The following is a 16624-nucleotide window of genomic DNA, read 5'->3' on the forward strand; positions in this document are numbered from 1 at the left end:
TCAGCGAGCGCCACCTCGACCGGGCCAGCCTCGGCGGCGGCGGCGGCCATCATGACGATCCGGTCGGGTGGAACCTCGCCCTCGAACGGACAGCCGAACGCGCCGGCAATCGTGATTTGCGCCGCCCGCCCCTCCGACTTTGCAAGCGTCACGATCCTTCCGGCAACGGCAAGCGATTCGTCGCTGGTCTGCCCCTGGTTCCGCATCGCGAAGCTGTCGGTGCTGACGCAGACCGCGCCGAGTTGGTGGATCCGGGTGGCGAGGGCTCGCTCCGCGCCGCGCTCGTTGAGGACGAGCCCGATATAGACGAGGCCGGGATGATCCGGGAGCATGGCCACGACCTCGTCCGCGTCCGCCATCTGCGGAACGCGGCGGGGATTGACGAAGCTGGCGACCTCGATCCGCCGCGCTCCGGCCGCCGCTGCACGGCCGATCAGGGCGACCTTGTCCGCGGTCGAGACCAAGGTCCGCTCATTCTGCAGCCCGTCGCGCGGCCCCACTTCGACAATTTCGACGGCTTCACCGGCGGCCATTCAGACAAAACCTCTCCAGCGGTCCATTATTGTATACAAAGATACCTCTCCGGGCTAGCGCGTCAAGTAGCTCGTGCGGCCATATTCCGACCTATTCGGCGGCGTCCGCCACCTGTATCGCGCCCGGGGCGCCGAGAAAGGCATCGCGATAGGCATGGAAAGCGCGCCGGATGTGCGCGGTCATCACCGCGCGGGCCCAGTCCGGATCGCGGCGGCGAAACGCGAGCACCAGCTCGTCATGCTCCGAGAATGAGCGGAGGATCTGTTCGCGGTCATATTGGCGCGCGGTGCGCAGGAGGATCGGTTGCTCAATCAGCCCGCCGAGCACCGCCGCGAGCCTTTCCGAGCCCGCCGACTTTAGGATGATGCCGTGGAAATCCCGGTTATTGTCGAGGAAGGCGTCCACGTCGATCGACTCGCCTTCGACGGTGCGCTGAATTGCGCGATTCAGGTCGATCAACGCAGTGATCGCCGAGTCCTCGATCCGCTCCGCCGCGCGTGCGGCTGCATGGCCCTCGAGCATGGCGCGCAGAACGAAGCTTTCCCCGATCTCGTCGATTGACCAGTCGGCGACGAAGGTGCGTTGGGACTCGGTGCGACGGATGAAATGCTCGCTTTCCAGCCGGCGCAGCGCCTCGCGGACGGGCGTTCGGGATACGCCGCAGGCTTCGGCGAGGAATTCTTCCCGCAGCTGTGTGCCTGCGGCGAACCTTCCCTCGAGAATCGATCCCCTGATGTAGCGGTAAGCCAGTTCAGACGCCTTGGACATGCATCCTCCCGCGATTCGCCGTTGCGCCCAATGACCAGGGCTTGACGGGCAGGGTTTGTATACAATAATGTTCCGTCAATGTGGACCTTCGGGGGAAACCGGGGCCATATATCATAAAAGGGGAGGTCTAGATGCGGCGGTCTGTCTCGTTCCTGTGCGGTGCGGCCTCCTTTGGCCTCGCTACCGCCAACCCGGCGCAGGCGCAGACGCCGCCAGGGGAGGTAGCTCCACCCGTGACGGCCGCGCCCGACGTCGATGACGAAGGTGATATCGTGGTGACGGCCCGGCGCGTATCGGAATTGCTGAGCGACGTGCCGGCGTCGATCACCGCGTTCACCGCGCAGACGATCGAACGCGCCAATATCCAGACTGCCGAGGATATGGTGCAGCTCACGCCTGGCGTGACGATCGTGACCAGCACGGCGGAGGCGGGCGACACCCAGATCAACATCCGCGGCATCAACGGCGCGCGCGACGCGGAAAGCTCGGTTGCCCTGGTGGTGGACGGGATCCTCAAGACCAACACCGCCGCGCTCAACCAGAATCAGGGGACACTGCGCCAGATCGAAGTCCTCAGGGGGCCGCAGGGCGCCCTCTACGGACGTAACGCCGCTGCCGGCGCGATCGTGATCCAGACGCTGCGGCCGACCGAGACCTTCACCGGCGCTGTCGAGGCGAGCTACGCGAACGTGAATACGGCAAGTCTGAACGGCCATGTTTCGGGCCCAATCGCCGACGGCGTCGGCTTCGTGCTGTCGGGCGACTATCGGACCACTAACGGTTTCTACCGCAACCTGTTTCTGGACCGGAGAGTTGTCGACGACCAGGAGGCGTGGAACATCGACGGACGGATCGTCGCCGCGCTCGGCCCGGCGACCACATTGGACGCCAAGGTCCGGTATGGCGAGCTGCGCGGCGCTTCGATCAATTTCAACTCCTCATTCCATATCCCGGCGCTGGGCGGCGCTTTCTACGAGGATGTGAACGACCATCCCTTCCGCTATTATTCGAACATCCGGCCGACCAACGACCAGACGACATTCGAGGCGTCGCTCAGGATCGACCATGATTTCGGACCGGTGACGCTCAGCGCCTGGACGCTCTACAGCAACATCAGGAACGACCTCGTCGCGGACGGCACATCCGCCGACTTCGCCCGCTACATCTTCGCCGCGCAGCCGGCAGGCCAGCCGGCGGTCAACGCATGCTTCACCTCGACTGCGGCGCTGACCGGTTTTCCGGTCAATCCTCCAGGCTTCATAGGCCAGATTCCGGTGCCTTTCATCTTCGCTCCGGCCAACGGCTCCGTGTTCGGCGCCTATTCGCCGACGACCTGCGACGGGACCCAGTACCAGCGGCGCAACCAGGAGGACATCAGCGCCGAGGTGCGCCTCATCTCGAACGGCAACGGACCGCTCGACTGGCAGCTCGGCGCCTATTATCTCAATATCGACCGCACCGTGGGCGTCAGCCTCGGCGCCGACACCGGACAGGGGGCCATCGAGGAACTCTATAATCCCCCTACGTCCGGCAACCCAACCTCGCAATTGTTCGCCGACCAGTTCCGCACCAACGTCTATGCCGTGTTCGGCTCGCTCGAGTGGGAGATCACCGACGCGATCGATCTCGGCCTGGCGTTGCGCTACGACATCGAGCGCCGGCGGGTGCGCTCGCTGGTGCCCACCGCGACCGATCCGTTCACCGGTGGCCCGATCAATCCGGGCCAGGCTTTCGGGCCGATCGCGCCGCAACGCGCGACCTTCTCGCAGCTCCAGCCCAGGATCAGCTTGCGCTGGGAAGTAGCGCCGCGCACCAACATTTACGCCAATTGGGGCATCGGCTTCAAGTCGGGCGGCTTCAACAATCAGGGCTCGGCCGCGATCGTCGACCAGAATTTCAACAATCCGGTCATTCCGGGCATCGACGCCGACGTGACGATCGAGGACCAGTTCGACCGAGAGCGCTCCAGCGCCTTCGAGGTGGGGATCAGGGGGCGCGTCGGGCCGATCAACTACAGCCTGGCGGGCTATTATACCCGCATCACCGACATGCAGTTCTTCGAATTCTTCGTCGGCGGCTTCGGCCTTCTGCGCGTCGTGTCGAACATCGACAGGGTGGACATCAGGGGGGCCGAGCTCAGCCTCAATGCCGAGCCGGTCGACGGCTGGACCATATTCGGCTCGTTCAACCTCACCGATTCCGAGATCAAGCGCAACAGTTCGCGGACCTATACGGTCGGCAACAGCTCGCCCTACACGGCGGATTATACGATCAACCTCGGCACTCAGATCGAGGCGCCGATCAGCGACGCGCTCAACCTCGTCTTTCGCGCCAATTACCGGATGACCGGGCCGACCTGGTTTCACACCGTCCAGAACCAGACCAGGCCGACCCTGTTCAGCGGCCTGCTGCCGATTTCGGCGCTCGCCTTGCCCAGCTCCGTCGGCGACGCGCGCTACGACGTCAACCGCCGCGAGGCCTATGGGGTGCTCGATTTGCGCTTCGGCATCGAAGCTGGGCGCTGGCGGGCCACGATCTTCGCCAACAATTTTCTCGACGAGCGCTATCTGAACGAGGTGATCCCGGCCATCGAGTTCGGCGGGTCCTTCATCTCGCCCGGCGCGCGGCGGCTCTACGGCGTCGAGGTGGGCTTCCGATTCTGAGGGACCGTGCCGAACATGACGACGGTCTGCCTTGCCCCGCGCGATCGCGAGGGTGGCACGCGAGGAGGCCCTGTCAGACCAAAGGTGCCGCGCGTTAGCAGGCGTGGACCGAAGCGAACTTCTGAAGTGATCGCATTCGTCGAAATCCGAGGGTACTGTCAAAGCAAATGAGAGGCGGTTTTCCGATATGGTTCGGGCGGCTCCGGACGCGGCCGGATTCTCAGGTTGTTCGATAAATTGTGCTGGACCGTTCCACGTCGAGGTAGCTCATCGTCCGCGTTAGGGCGGGCTGGCGAACCAGATTCCGGTTAGTTTGACAGCGCCGCTTGACAGCTTCGAGGGCGCTCGGGCCCATGCCCAGAAGACTAGCCGGTTCTACGCCTGGGTTTGGGGCTCGGTGACCACGATATATTGGGATTGTGGACTCGGTCTGCAGATGGTCGATGGGGAGTTGCTCTATGACGGCGATGCCTATGAACCCCTGGCTTCGCCGGACCACTGGCTTTCCCCAAACCAGCTTGGATGGATGGTGGCCATCGCTGCCGGGCATTATGGCTAGGCAGGCGAACGTTCGGCGGGTCTGATTTGCGCCCAACTCGATCGTTGCGATGGGTCGGCGCGTTTCCCAAAACCTGCCTCTGGTCAATGACGACGGAACTTCGCCTTTACCATAACGGGTGCGTTGTCAAACCCGCCATTTTTGCCCAGACTGCCTCATTTGGAGGTAGGTTGCGGTGAAGTCGCTGATCATCATCAACGAGGCCCCCTATGGCAACGAGCGGTGCTACAACGCGCTGCGAGTGGCGAATGCTCTGCTCAAACAAGAGGATGCCGAAGTAACCGTGTTTCTGATGGCGGACGCTGTCGCCGCAGCTCTGGCTGGTCAGAAAACGCCTGAGGGCTATTACAACATCGAGCGCATGTTGAAGCGCGTCCTGCTCGGCAATGGACGGGTGCTGCTGTGCGGATCTTGCATGGATGCGCGTGGGCTGCGGCCACAGATTGTGCTCGAAGGCGCAGCTGTGAGCAACATGACCGAGCTTGCCGACTGTATCGCTGTGGCGGATCGCACCCTGACGTTCTAGGCTGTCCGACATGAGCACCGATCGCCATGAGCATTGGAACCGGGTCTACACGGAGAAGGACCCGACCAGCGTAAGCTGGTTCCAGCCGGAGCCGGAGCCATCGCTGCGAGCTCTGGATCGCCTCGGCGCGCAACCGTCGTCATCGCTGATCGATGTCGGTGGTGGCGCGTCCACACTGATCGATGCTCTCCTTATGCGCGGGTGGCGGGACGTAACCGTACTCGACATCGCGCCCTCGGCGTTGGATCGCGCAAAGGCCAGATTGGGGGGCGCGACCGATAACGTCGTGTGGGAAGTGGCTGACGTCACGACGTGGCATCCGACGCGCAGATACGACGTGTGGCACGACCGCGCGGTCTTCCACTTTCTCGTGCAGCCGGAGCAGCGGGCGGCCTATCGCGAAGCCTTGGCTGGGGGACTCGCTAAGGGCGGTTTGGTTGTCGTTGCGACCTTCGCTCTCGACGGACCTGAGCGCTGCAGCGGGTTGCCGGTGGAACGGTACGACGCGGACAAGCTGGCCCGAGAATTGGGACCTTCGATCGAGTTGGTCGAGGCATGGCGCGAAGAGCACGTCACTCCTTGGGGAGCGACACAGGCCTTCACCTGGTGCGCCTTTCGGTCCTCCTAGCCGATGATGACGCGCTGAGTACCGTGACCAACGCTCCGATCCCGCGGGTACTGTCAAAGCAAATGAGAGGCTGTTTTCCGATATGGTTCGGGGGGCTGCGGACGCGGGCGGATATTCAGTTTGTTCGATAAATTGGGCTGAACCGTTCCATCGCGAGGTAGCTCATCGACCGCGTTATGGCGGGCTAGCGAACCAGATTCCGGTTAGTTTGACAGCACCCCCGCTCGTCTTGGTGCGACACGATGGCTTTCGGCGGGCGCGGCTCAGACTTCGGCTGTTTCCAATTGCTTCATTCGCGCGAGCGCGGCCCTTGCAACGCTCCTGTGAACGCTGGCGGGAAAGCCCTCGGGCAGCATGTCCGGCAAGCGCTTCAGGGCCGGCTCGACGGCCGCGCGAAGCTCGTCGATCACCGCCCTGATCGGCGCCGGCCCCAGCCCCGCTTCCCTGGCCGTCTCCGCAAAATGCCGGCCGTGGACGTCGAGGATCTTATACTTGCGGCTGCTCCCGACCGACATGGCCATCCGGAATGCCCGCTGCGGTATCTGCTTGCGATCGAAGCTCGGCTGGGCGGTCAGCACGTCGTAGAAGGGCGTCAGACCGAAACGGCCGCCTGGGTTCAGGAAAAGGCTGAAATTCTTGGCATGGCCGTCGGTGGCGCCGATCAGCCAGAAGATGAGCTGGCTCTTGAAGAAGGCCAGCTGGTCCTCGGTCGGCGTGTCGCTCGCGCGCAGCAGCTTCATGATCGCGACGATCCCGGGGCCGCCATGGTTCTGGTATTTCCGGCCGGGCGGGACCGACAGCGCCTGGCAGCAATCCTCCTGGGGCAGGCGCAGCAGCCGTCCGTCGCGGGCGTGCCTGCGGTCGAAGCGCTCGATGATCAGCACCTTCTTCTTGCCGAAGGTCGCGATGCTGGCCTGGTTCGCCGGCAGGCCGAGCGCTTCCATGAGCTTCAGGCAATAATATTCGTTCTCGACGCTGTTGCTGAGGTCGATCAGGCCGGAGCTCGTCTGAATCTGGCCGATCTGGGGCTTGAGGATATGGGTGGTTGGCGTCGTGCCGATGGGCTTCTTCCAGCGGCCCTCGTGCCAGAGCAGGGCGGTTTTCTCCTGGGCGCCGGCGACCGAGATCCGGAACTCATCCTCTTCGCTGAGGCCGAGCGGCGCCCGGGCGAGATTGGAAACAAGGCCTTCGATTTCCGCGTCGCTGAGCGCGATCCCCTGGATCTTCTCGTGCGCCGGAACCTGCTCTCCGTCCGGCACGAACTGTAGCGCCCCCACACAATCCCGGCCGATCTTCGACAGCAGGCTGTAGGCATCGGCTCCGGCCGCCCCGACGCGCTCGGCGACGCGGCTTCTTATGGGCGGAGAATCTGGCAGCAGGTTCTCAAAGACCGCGGCGACGGGCGCCCCGGTGTAGCGCGTCTCCCTGAGCGGCAGCGACAAGGACACCGGCAACGCGTGCTCCCAGCCGAGCCAGGAGGGATCGTAGGCGAATTCGACGGCGCCGCTGGTTTCCTTGGTGAGCCGGCCGACGAGGCGATTGTTCAGATAGACGTTGAGCGGAACGTGCGTCCTGCGGCGCGCCATCAGAATATGTCCTCGATATCCTGGGCCCTGCCCTTGCTTCGGCGATCGATCACCAGCTCGAGGTCGAGCGCGGCCAGGACGTCCATCAACGTCGAGAGGCGCGCGCCCGGGAGGCCGCCCTCGAGCTGGGAGATGGTGGCCTGCCGCATGCCCAGCTGGCTGGCGAGCTGCTTCTGCGTCAGGCCCTTGAGGTTTCGCTGGCGCTGGAGGATCGCGCCGAGCTGGTCGGGAGAGCGGGCGAGCTGGGACATGACGGGTTCCTTCGGCGGAGTGATATACGCTGTGGCGTATATTCTGTCAATATACGGTGTTCCGTATAATTTCGCCTTATACCCTAAGCCGTATTGAGGGGCCCTATACGCTCGGTCGCGGGGGGGGGGGTACTGCCGCAGCACATTTACCACCGCGGCGCGGTCCTGGGTGCGGTCGGGTTCCTGGGCCAGCGCGGAGCCGGAGACCAGGACGGCGAGAAACAGGATCATTCTCTTCATCGGAACCATGACTTTGATCTGCCCCCTTCTGAGTTGGGCCGGGGATGCCCTCGCCCGAGCCGCGGCGCTCCGATCCGGACGCAGGCGATCCGCTATCCGTTACATTACGGAGCGCTGCGGCCCGATGACGTGTGCTAAGGAGCGATGCGCCGGTCGTCCGCCACTGGCGAGCGGATCGACGGGCGACAAAAAGGCTCGGCGCCAAACGGACGTCGCCCGCCGGAATCGGTTCGCTTGGGCGAGGAGCTTCGGTCGCCAGTGCGTATAGCATATCGAAGGCCATGCGCCGGATGCCGGCGCATGACAGGGCCAGGGCCCGGAATGAGGCAAGGGCGAGGTTCGCCAGCAAGAGGAGAAAGCGATGACGAAGATCGATCTGAAATCCGCCGGGCTCGGCCTGGTCGGCGGCCTCGCCATCACGGCGGCCGCGGCGCAGGCGACGCAAGCGCAGGACCACCAGCATCAGACGCCCGCGCCACAGGCGGGCCAGCCGAAGCAGAACATGGGTCACGACCGGATGCAGGGCATGGACCATGGCCGGATGATGGCGGACCCGGCCATGCGACGGCAGATGATGGAGCGCATGCGGCAGTGTCACGAGATGATGTCGCAGATGATGACCCATATGGAGCATGTCGGGCAGGCGGAGCATCCGCAGCCTCAGCCGCAGTAGCGGACAAACCGGATCTCCCAGCGCCTCGAACGGCCGGGCTTGCACTTCCGGCGCCCCGGTATCAGCTTGGGTCAGAGCCGAACATCGGCGCCGCGGCGTGAGGAGCTCGCTGGTGGAACCGGACCGGATTGCCGGGTGGCCGCCGCGCATGTCCAGGCCGCTTGCGGCTAAAGGCGGCAGCGCATGTCCAAGCATGTTCTCAACGCCCGGCTTCAGTTCGGCAGCGGTGCCGGCAGGCAGCAAAACATTCGTGATACATCTCGCATATAAGGTGGGGATTTCGCCGCAGCGGCGATAGACTCCCATGGTCACGGCCATGACATCAACCCAATGTGGAGAAATGCCATGAACCATGAATATCTTCAGGACGATCTGATCGAGTTCGGCGCCGCGACCGCGGAAACGCGGGGCGGCCCCATCGGCTTCGAGGACCAGGAGCGCACCCTCAAGGTCGCCCTCGGTCTTACCGACGACTAACCCAGGACGCGCGCGCCCGGCGGGCGCGCGCGACCCCCCGGTCGCCGCAGATGACATTTCGCCTTCGCGACAACCTCCATTGGTGCCTCTGCGGAGGCCGCGTCATCTTTCTCGATGTCGAAGCCGATCGTTATTTCTGCCTGCCCTTCGCTGCCACGCCCGCCTTCGTCCGCCTCGCCGCGGGGGAGATCGACCGGGGAGATGCCGAACGTCTTCGCGCGCTGACCGCGCGCGCAATGCTGATCGAGGATCCGGGATCGCCCGGCCTGCGTCCGGCACTGATGCTCCAACCCGCCACCGGAGATCTTCTCCCGGAACCTTGTCCGCCGCCGAATATCCAGGACGCGCTTGCCGCATTGGCCTCCGAGGTGCGAGCGGCCTGGAGCCTTCGACGGAGGCCCTTTCTGAACGTGATCGAAGGTGTCGGTCCAGCGCCTCGACCGTTCTCGGCAAGAGGTCGGGCGAGGCAGAAGCGGGTGATCTCCAGGACGTTGGGGCCGCACGGCGGAGGCGCCGCGCAGAGATCGGCGAAGAGCGTGTCGAGCAGGTGCGGCCGCACCGTCTCGAGGAGCCGCGCCGATCCGAGATGGCCGCCATCATCGTCGTGGACGACGAGATAGATGGCTTGCTCGTCGTCGAACTGATCGAGCTCGAACCGGCCTTCCAACACCGGCACGTCCCACTTCAGGAGGTCGACGAAAACCCGCTTGCGCGCCTCGAACATGGACCGCAGCGTCTCGTCGGCGAGGGGCTGCCGCGCGCGTTCCACAACGAGAACCATTGAAAGCTCCTCCGGTTGACCGGAAGGCTATCGCCGGATCGGGGTGGGGGCCGCGAGTCCCGGAAATGGGGGTATGCCGGCACCGGCGGCGGAAGACCGTCGTCGGCTTCGAACGTGGGGTCTCGCGATCGTTGTCACGGCTGGCTTAATTCGGTCGCCCCACGCGCGCCGCCAGCTGTCGAAATTCCGGATCGCCATGGAGGTTGCGCAGCAGCGGATCGAACCGCATGGTTAGCGCGACTGCCTCCCGCGCGGTGATCGACCGGCGCAAGTAGCGCAACGCCGCCTCGCGCTCGCCCAGTAAGGCATGGAACTCGGCCACTACATAGGCTGGTTCCTGGCCTGCCGCGTGCCGTCGCGTCTGTCCGGCCAACACGACCCGCAGCATCGCCGGCCCGCCGCCTTGCTCCAGCGCGCGCCGCGCCGGCCCGGCGAGCGCCAGGCGGCCCTGGTCCTGGCGCAGCCGCGCGGCGATCTCGGCCTCGTCGAGGCCGGCGCGCCAATTGCCCTCGCCGAGATGGATCAGGGACAGATAATGGTGCGGCAGCATGTAATCGGGATCGTCCGCTGTGACCTGCCGGATCAGAGCCAAACCCTCCTCGCGCCGCCCCATGAGATAGAGAACGAAGCCCCGGTCGGCGAGAATTCCGCGCGAGCGCGGATCGAGACGCTGTGCCACATCCAGCTCGCGCAGGGCCGCGGCGAAGTCGCCGGCGCGGAGCAGCGCCAGGCCATATTGGTAACGGCCGCTGGCGCCGCGGGGATCGAGCCGCGCGGCCTCACCGAAATGGTGCAGCCCCCGCGTGAAATCCCAGTCCGAATAGAAGGTGACGAACCCCATCGCGATATGGGCCTGGGCCAGGCTCGGATCGAGCTCGAGCGCCCGCTCGGCCGCAGCCCGGGCGCGCGGATAGGCTTCCGCCTCGGTCATCGCCGAAAAGACGCGAAGACGGATATAGGCGCTGGCCAGCCCGGCATGGGCCGCGGCGTAGGCCGGATCCTCGGCGATCGCCTGACCGTAAAGGCCGAGCGCGCGCCGCAAGCTGTCCGGCGTGGCGCGCTCCGCCTGGTAGGTCGCGGCGGTGTACAGATCGACCGCTCGCTGCGGCGGCTCGTGCCGCGGCGCGGCCGTCGCCGTCGGCGCAGGATCCGCATCGCGAACGAAAATGAAGGAGGCAACACCCGCAAGCACGGCGAGAACGGCGGCAAGCGCTAGCCATCGCCGGCGGGGCGCAGTGGGCTGCGACGCCGGCGATGGCTCCTCCTTGCGCCCGCTGAACCAGCGTTCGAGCTCGCCAGCATCGGCGTAGATGGTGGCCCGCGCGCCGCCGGGAACGCGATGTACGGGCAGGCCCCTTTCCTCCCAGCGCCGCACGGTGCGCTCGTCCGTGCCGAAGAAGGACGCGATTTCCTTCCAGCTTTTCAGCCGTTTCGCGGCTGCGCCATTGCCCCCGCTGCTCGCCATGCCCGCATTTGTCCGCGTCTGACCGGTTACGCCGATAACATGGATCCGGCGCGCCTCCTAACATCCCGCTCGCACGATTCTCGCGCACGGGGAGACGATGATGGGCAATGGTCTCAGGAGCTTGCGGCTGGTGGCCCTCGCCGGCGCTTCGCTGGCCGCCCTGATGACCGCACCGGCCCTGGCCCAGGACTCGACCTGGAGCGCCAATCCCGAGAACGTCGTGTTCGGCGGCCGGTCGGACTATCAGCGACCCGGCAACTGGGTCGAGGGCGTCGTCCCGACCGGCACAGCCACGTTCGGCCTGACCAGCGAGACCGACATCTTCTTCGAAAATCAGGTCAACCAGCAGCCGATCACGATCGGCCGCTTCGTCTTCACCGCGAATGCGCCGGCCTACACCTTCACGTTGCAGTCGGACGAATTCACCTTCCTCGGCGAGGGCATCGTCAACAATTCGTCGGCGACGCAGTCGTTCATTGTCGGCAATCGTTCCACACTGCGCTTCGCCAACAATAGCAGTGCGGGCAACGCCGCACTGCTTGGTGAGGGCAGCCAAGGCCGTATCTCGTTCGAGAACAACAGCAATGCCGGGACCGCGCAGATCACGATCGGCGGAAGCGGCTTCGGAAGGCTGGAGTTCAGAGACAATAGCAGCGCCGCCAATGCGGCGATCAGCAACCCCTTCGGCAATATTATTTTCTCCGGCAGCAGCACGGCCGCCAATGCCCGGATCACCAATCTGAGCGGCACAACGTTCAACAGCGCGAGCAGCCTCGGGAACGCCTTGATCACCAACCGCACCGGCCTGCGCATCTTCAACGACGCGAGCGGCGCCGGCGCCACGATCGTCAACGAAACAGGCGGTTTGGTCGACATCTCCCAGGTTGATGGAGGCGCGGCCTCGACCGCGATCGGCTCGCTCTCAGGCGTCGGCAACGTAGCCCTCGGCGGCCGCAACCTCACTTTGGGCGCGCTCAACCGCGACGACATCATCAGCGGCGTCATCAGCGACGGCGGCGATCTCGGCGGCACCGGCGGCTCGCTGACCAAGGTCGGCACCGGCACGCTGACGCTCTCCGGCGCGAGCACCTATACAGGCGCGACGACGGTCAACGGCGGCACGCTGCTGTTGACCGGTTCGATCACGGGCGCCGGGGCGACCTCGGTTGGCTCCGGCAGCGGCACCAACGGACGCCTCACCATCCAGGGCGGGGGGAGGCTGAACAGCGGCGGAAACGCCGTCATCGGTGAAGCCGGCGGCGCGGGCGACGTGCGGGTGACGGGAGCCGGTTCGATCTGGACGATCGGCGGCAGCCTTCGCTTCGCTGTTCCGGGAGCACTCTTCCAGGGCAATACCGCGGGAACTCTGACGATCGAGAATGGGGGCGCCGTCACCAGCGCCAGCACGAACATCGAACAGGCGCAGGGTCGGTCCAGCTCGGCGAGCGTGAGCGGCGCCGGCTCGACATGGAACATGGGGGCGCTGAGTCTTACCGGGGCGTCCAGCCAACCGGCGCTGACCGTGCAAAGCGGAGCGACCGCGACCAGCAGCTCGGCGTTCGTTAACGGCCGAATGCTCGTCACCGGCGCGGGGACGACCTGGAACAGCGGCGACCTGTTGATGTCGTCACCCTCCGCGATCACCTCGAGCCGTCTTTCGATCGCCGACGGCGCCACCGTGAACAGCGCGGCCGCGTTCATCGGCTCCGATGCGCCGGCCTCGCAAATCACGCCGGGGGCGAACGCCGTCGTCGAAGTCAACGCCGCAACCTGGAACCTGACCGGCGACCTCTCGATCGGCCTGGTCCAGGGGAGCAACAGCGGCGTAATCATCCGCGACGGCGCCACCGTGAACGTCGCGGGCGGCAATGGCACGATATTCATCGGCGCACCCGGCAGCGGCTCGCCCAACCTGACGATCGGCGGCGCGGCGACCGCGGCGCCCGGCACGCTCAACGCGGCGAACGTCGAGCTCGGCCCGACCGGCCAGCTTCGCTTCCTCCACAACGCCACCGGCTATCTGTTCGCCCCGACCATCGCCGGCAGCGGCCTTGTCGACGTGATGCTCGGCACGACGATCCTGACCGGCGACAGCAGCGCCTTCGCCGGCACGACGACCATCGGCGAGGTCATCTCCTTGCTCGGCCGCGGCGGCATCCTGCAGATCGGCACCTACGCCGTCAGCGGCGGCGGCGTGGGGCTCGGCTCGGGCGGCGCCACCGGCGCGCTCGGCGGCAACATCGTCAACAACAACCAGCTGATCTTCGCGCGCAGCGGCGCGCTCGCGATCGACGGAGTGATCTCGGGGACCGGCACGGTGACCCAGACCGGCCCGAGCAACGCGACGACGACGCTTAGCGCGACGAATACCTACACCGGCGCGACGATCGTCAACGGCGGCACCCTGCTCGTCAACGGCTCGATCGCCTCGTCGAGCGGAGTCACGGTCAACGGCGGCGGCACGCTGGGCGGCACCGGCACGGTCGCATCGACCGGCGGCACCGGCACGATCAATCCCGGCACGGCCGGCGGCATCGGCACCCTGACCATCGCCGGCAACCTCACCTGGGATTCGGGCAGCTACATCGCCGATGTCGCGCCCGCTTCCGCGGATCGCATCCAGGTCACCGGCAACGCCCTGCTCGGCGGACGGCTCGTCGCCGCCGCCAGCGGCGGCGCGTACGCGCCCGGCCAGAGCACGCTGATGACGATGGGCGGGCGGGCCGGCACCTTCTCCGTCTTCACGTTGGCCGGCAATTTCGGCGGCCTGTTCGCCACCCTCAGCTACACGCCGACCAGCGTCGTCCTCAATCTCAGCCAGTTCAACGCCACCGACGAGGAGCGCTGGCTGGCGGCGCCGGCCACCAACCTGTGGAACACAGGCTCCAACTGGAATCCCGACGCGGTTCCGATCGGCACCGCCCGCTTCGGTCCATCGACCCGCACCACCCTCGTCTTCTCGCCCGGCACGACCCAGGTCGGCCGGCTGCTGTTCGACGCCGATGCTCCGGCCTATACCTTCAATCTCGACTCGCGGATCATCAGCCAGGGCGGAGGCAGCGGCCTCAACATCCTTGGGCAGGGCATCGTCAACAACTCGGCTTTCCGGCCGGTCATTTACGTCACCGTTGCCAATACGGTTGCGGGTGGCGGCGCGGCGCTCAACTTCTTCAATTCGAGCACCGCGGGCAACGCCGCGATCACCAGCTTCAACACCGGCGACGTTTCGCGCGCGGCGACCAACTTTTATCAGACCAGCTCGGCCGGCACCGCCGTCATCGACAATGTCGGCAGCGGTACCGCCTTTCACGAATCGAGCACGGCCGCCAGCGCCACCATCAACAACGGCCCGAACGGATTTACCGGCTCCGCTGTCTTTTTCGATACCAGCACGGCCGGAAATGCCACCATCAACAACACGGCGGATGTCGGCGGGGTCACCTTTTTCGATTCCTCGACCGCCGGCAATGCGCGAATCCTCAATCGAAGCGTTTCGACATTCAGTTTCGGACGCCCGGGAGTGGTGGGGCTTGGTGGAGTAGTCTTCAGCGATGCGGCGAACGCGGGCAGCGCCAGCATCACCAACGAGAGCGGCGGTAACACCGCGTTCGTGGCAACCAGCACAGCCGCGAACGCGACCATCGTCAACAGCGGCGCCGCGAACTTCTCCTACAGCACGCTCTTCGGCGACAGCAGCAGCGCCGGATCGGCGGCGATCACCAACAACCAGGGCGGCGTCACCCTCTTCCAGCAACTGGCGACCGCCGGAACCGCGACGATCACCAACAATCAGGGTGGCTCGACCCAATTCTTCCAGACCGGCTCGGCCGGAACGCCGACCATCACCAACAATGATGGCGGGGCGGTTCGCTTCCGGCTGACAGCGCAGGGCAACGACGTCACGATCGTCAACAATGCGGGCGGAATCCTCGATATTTCGGAAGACCCGCAACAAACCCCGTCGCTTGTTGCCGCGAGCGTCGCCATCGGCCGGCTTTCGGGGGCGGGCAATGTCTTTCTAGGTGCCCGCAACCTTGATCTGCTTGGCCTCGGCGGCGATATGACGATCAGCGGCGTGATCGCCGACGGCGGCGAGTTCGGCGGCGCCGGCGGCTCGCTTACCTGGGCGGGAGCCGGAACGCTCACCCTCTCCGCCGCCAACACCTATACCGGCGCCACCATTATCAACGGCGGCACTCTGCTGGTCACCGGCGCGATCGCCGGCAGCACGGTGACGGTGAACGGCGGCGCCACGCTTGGCGGCACCGGCACGGTGGGGGCGACGAGCATCGCCGACGGCGGCACGCTCGCGCCCGGCACCTCGATCGGCACCCTCTCCAACGCCGGCAATCTCAGCTTCGCCGCCAACGGCAATTTCCTCGTCGAGGTCGCGGCGGCCTCCGCGGACCGGGTCAACGTCAGCGGCAGCGCGACGCTCGCCGGCACGCTCACCGCGCTGGGCCTCGGCGGCACCTTCAGCGCCGGCACCCGATATACTTTGCTCACGGCCGCGAACGGGCTCACCGGCACCTTCGGCAGCCTGGTCACGCAAGGCGACTTCGGGGGCCTGACCCCGACCCTCAGCTACGATGGGAACAACGTGATCCTGACGGTGGGAAGATCGGGCCCGACCAACACCGCCACCACCACCTTCACCGACGCCATCGTCTTCAACGCGCCGACCATCACGGTGCAGCGCGTCGGCCTTTTCGAGACGCGGATCGTCGGCCGGCTGGCCGGCGGCGTGGCCCTGTTCGACCAGGTCTTCAACGACGCGTTCGGCAGCGCGACGGTGCTGAACGGGCTGGTGGCGGCGCGGGCGGCGATCACCGCCGGCGGCGGGCCCGGCATCGTCATCATCTCCGATCCGGTGCTGGTCAGCCGCACCGTCACCTCGACGACCAGTTCAGCCTCGGTGTTCGGCCTTGCCGGCAGCAGCGACACGGTCACCACGGTCCTGACGTTCGGCCCGGCGACGATCGCGATCGGCGACGGGCGCAGCTGCGAGGCCGCGATCGGCGCGCTGCCGAGCGGCACGCGACCGGCCTGCGGCCCGCCCGGCACCACCCAGTTCACGGTCGAGCCAGGAACGATCAACATCAACACGATCACGCGCACCGAATACGCGGTGAACGAGACGCGCACCGACACGATCACCGAGACGACCTCCGAAACCTATGAGCTGACCGGCACCATCGCCGCGATCGGCACCGTCCACGCCGCCGTCCAGTCAGGCCTCTACGACCTCGCCTCGCGCTTCTTGACCCGGATCGGCGGCGAGGGCGCGCCCGGCCTGTTCGGCGCGCCGGGGACGCCCGCCAGTGACGGCGTCTCGTGGCTCGCGCCCTCGGGCGGCGGCGGCAGCGCTTGGGCCGAGACCTATGGCTTCCGCAACCGCGCCGATGCGCGCGGCGGCGGCGCCGGCGAGCGGCGCGGCGCCGCGGGCCGGGCGGGCGGGTTCAGCCGGTCGCGT

At 66.1% G+C, this 16624-nt stretch carries 11 protein-coding genes and 1 pseudogene; 6 read left to right on the forward strand and 6 right to left on the reverse strand.

Going from position 1 to position 16624, the window contains the following annotated elements:
* Together ACT4N8_RS15425 and ACT4N8_RS15430 are read right to left on the reverse strand one after the other, a co-directional pair.
* A pseudogene (locus tag ACT4N8_RS15425) lies at positions 1-533 on the reverse strand (hydroxymethylglutaryl-CoA lyase); the annotation flags it as partial.
* Positions 534-624: 91 nt separating this feature from the next.
* Positions 625-1302 (reverse strand): GntR family transcriptional regulator, encoded by a 678-nt coding sequence (locus ACT4N8_RS15430; RefSeq protein WP_444858997.1) that lies wholly within the window; start codon positions 1300-1302, stop codon positions 625-627.
* Positions 1303-1535: 233 nt separating this feature from the next.
* Between ACT4N8_RS15430 and ACT4N8_RS15435 the strand changes: the two genes are divergently transcribed.
* The 3 genes from ACT4N8_RS15435 to ACT4N8_RS15445 all read left to right on the forward strand — a co-directional run bounded on the left by ACT4N8_RS15435 (position 1536) and on the right by ACT4N8_RS15445 (position 5678).
* Positions 1536-3965 carry a TonB-dependent receptor gene (locus ACT4N8_RS15435; protein ID WP_444858998.1) on the forward strand — a complete coding sequence of 810 codons (2430 nt, stop codon included), beginning with the start codon at positions 1536-1538 and terminating at the stop codon, positions 3963-3965.
* Between the two features lie 734 nt (positions 3966-4699).
* Complete coding sequence (locus ACT4N8_RS15440; RefSeq protein WP_444858999.1) at positions 4700-5050, forward strand: DsrE/DsrF/TusD sulfur relay family protein; 351 nt, start codon at positions 4700-4702, stop codon at positions 5048-5050.
* Between the two features lie 10 nt (positions 5051-5060).
* Positions 5061-5678, forward strand: a complete 618-nt coding sequence (locus ACT4N8_RS15445) for a class I SAM-dependent methyltransferase (RefSeq protein WP_444859000.1) — start codon at positions 5061-5063, stop codon at positions 5676-5678.
* A gap of 263 nt (positions 5679-5941) precedes the next feature.
* Here the strand turns inward: ACT4N8_RS15445 and ACT4N8_RS15450 are convergent, their stop codons facing one another.
* Together ACT4N8_RS15450 and ACT4N8_RS15455 are read right to left on the reverse strand one after the other, a co-directional pair.
* On the reverse strand, positions 5942-7264 hold the full coding sequence (locus ACT4N8_RS15450; RefSeq protein WP_444859001.1) for a type II toxin-antitoxin system HipA family toxin: 1323 nt from the start codon (positions 7262-7264) through the stop codon (positions 5942-5944).
* Positions 7264-7515: a helix-turn-helix domain-containing protein gene (locus ACT4N8_RS15455; protein ID WP_444859002.1), complete on the reverse strand. Its 252-nt coding sequence runs from the start codon at positions 7513-7515 to the stop codon at positions 7264-7266. Before ACT4N8_RS15455 ends, ACT4N8_RS15450 begins: the two co-directional genes overlap by 1 nt.
* Before the next feature lie 601 nt (positions 7516-8116).
* Between ACT4N8_RS15455 and ACT4N8_RS15460 the strand changes: the two genes are divergently transcribed.
* Positions 8117-8428 carry a hypothetical protein gene (locus ACT4N8_RS15460; RefSeq protein ID WP_444859003.1) on the forward strand — a complete coding sequence of 104 codons (312 nt, stop codon included), beginning with the start codon at positions 8117-8119 and terminating at the stop codon, positions 8426-8428.
* Between the two features lie 345 nt (positions 8429-8773).
* Complete coding sequence (locus ACT4N8_RS15465; RefSeq protein ID WP_444859004.1) at positions 8774-8905, forward strand: hypothetical protein; 132 nt, start codon at positions 8774-8776, stop codon at positions 8903-8905.
* 130 nt (positions 8906-9035) lie between these two features.
* Here the strand turns inward: ACT4N8_RS15465 and ACT4N8_RS15470 are convergent, their stop codons facing one another.
* The gene (locus ACT4N8_RS15470) at positions 9036-9686 is read right to left on the reverse strand and encodes an acyl-homoserine-lactone synthase (RefSeq protein WP_444859005.1); all 651 of its coding nucleotides are present in this window, start codon (positions 9684-9686) and stop codon (positions 9036-9038) included.
* Positions 9687-9831: 145 nt separating this feature from the next.
* Positions 9832-11151 carry a TPR end-of-group domain-containing protein gene (locus ACT4N8_RS15475; RefSeq protein ID WP_444859006.1) on the reverse strand — a complete coding sequence of 440 codons (1320 nt, stop codon included), beginning with the start codon at positions 11149-11151 and terminating at the stop codon, positions 9832-9834.
* A 97-nt stretch (positions 11152-11248) separates the two neighbouring features.
* On the opposite strand from ACT4N8_RS15475, the gene ACT4N8_RS15480 reads away from it, so the two are divergent.
* Positions 11249-16624: beta strand repeat-containing protein (locus ACT4N8_RS15480; RefSeq protein ID WP_444859007.1), on the forward strand; the 5376-nt coding region annotated here is incomplete at its 3' end.

It is taken from the genome of Sphingosinicella sp., assembly GCF_052387495.1.
Lineage (GTDB): Bacteria > Pseudomonadota > Alphaproteobacteria > Sphingomonadales > Sphingomonadaceae > Allosphingosinicella.

Excerpts from the sequence above, each read along its gene's own strand:
- ACT4N8_RS15455 (WP_444859002.1), bottom strand. The coding sequence starts at position 7,515 with ATGTCCCAGCTCGCCCGCTCTCCCGACCAGCTCGGCGCGATCCTCCAG.
- ACT4N8_RS15470 (WP_444859005.1), bottom strand. The coding sequence starts at position 9,686 with ATGGTTCTCGTTGTGGAACGCGCGCGGCAGCCCCTCGCCGACGAGACG.
- ACT4N8_RS15460 (WP_444859003.1), top strand. The coding sequence starts at position 8,117 with ATGACGAAGATCGATCTGAAATCCGCCGGGCTCGGCCTGGTCGGCGGC.
- ACT4N8_RS15430 (WP_444858997.1), bottom strand. The coding sequence starts at position 1,302 with ATGTCCAAGGCGTCTGAACTGGCTTACCGCTACATCAGGGGATCGATT.
- ACT4N8_RS15445 (WP_444859000.1), top strand. The coding sequence starts at position 5,061 with ATGAGCACCGATCGCCATGAGCATTGGAACCGGGTCTACACGGAGAAG.
- ACT4N8_RS15475 (WP_444859006.1), bottom strand. The coding sequence starts at position 11,151 with ATGGCGAGCAGCGGGGGCAATGGCGCAGCCGCGAAACGGCTGAAAAGC.
- ACT4N8_RS15450 (WP_444859001.1), bottom strand. The coding sequence starts at position 7,264 with ATGGCGCGCCGCAGGACGCACGTTCCGCTCAACGTCTATCTGAACAAT.
- ACT4N8_RS15465 (WP_444859004.1), top strand. The coding sequence starts at position 8,774 with ATGAACCATGAATATCTTCAGGACGATCTGATCGAGTTCGGCGCCGCG.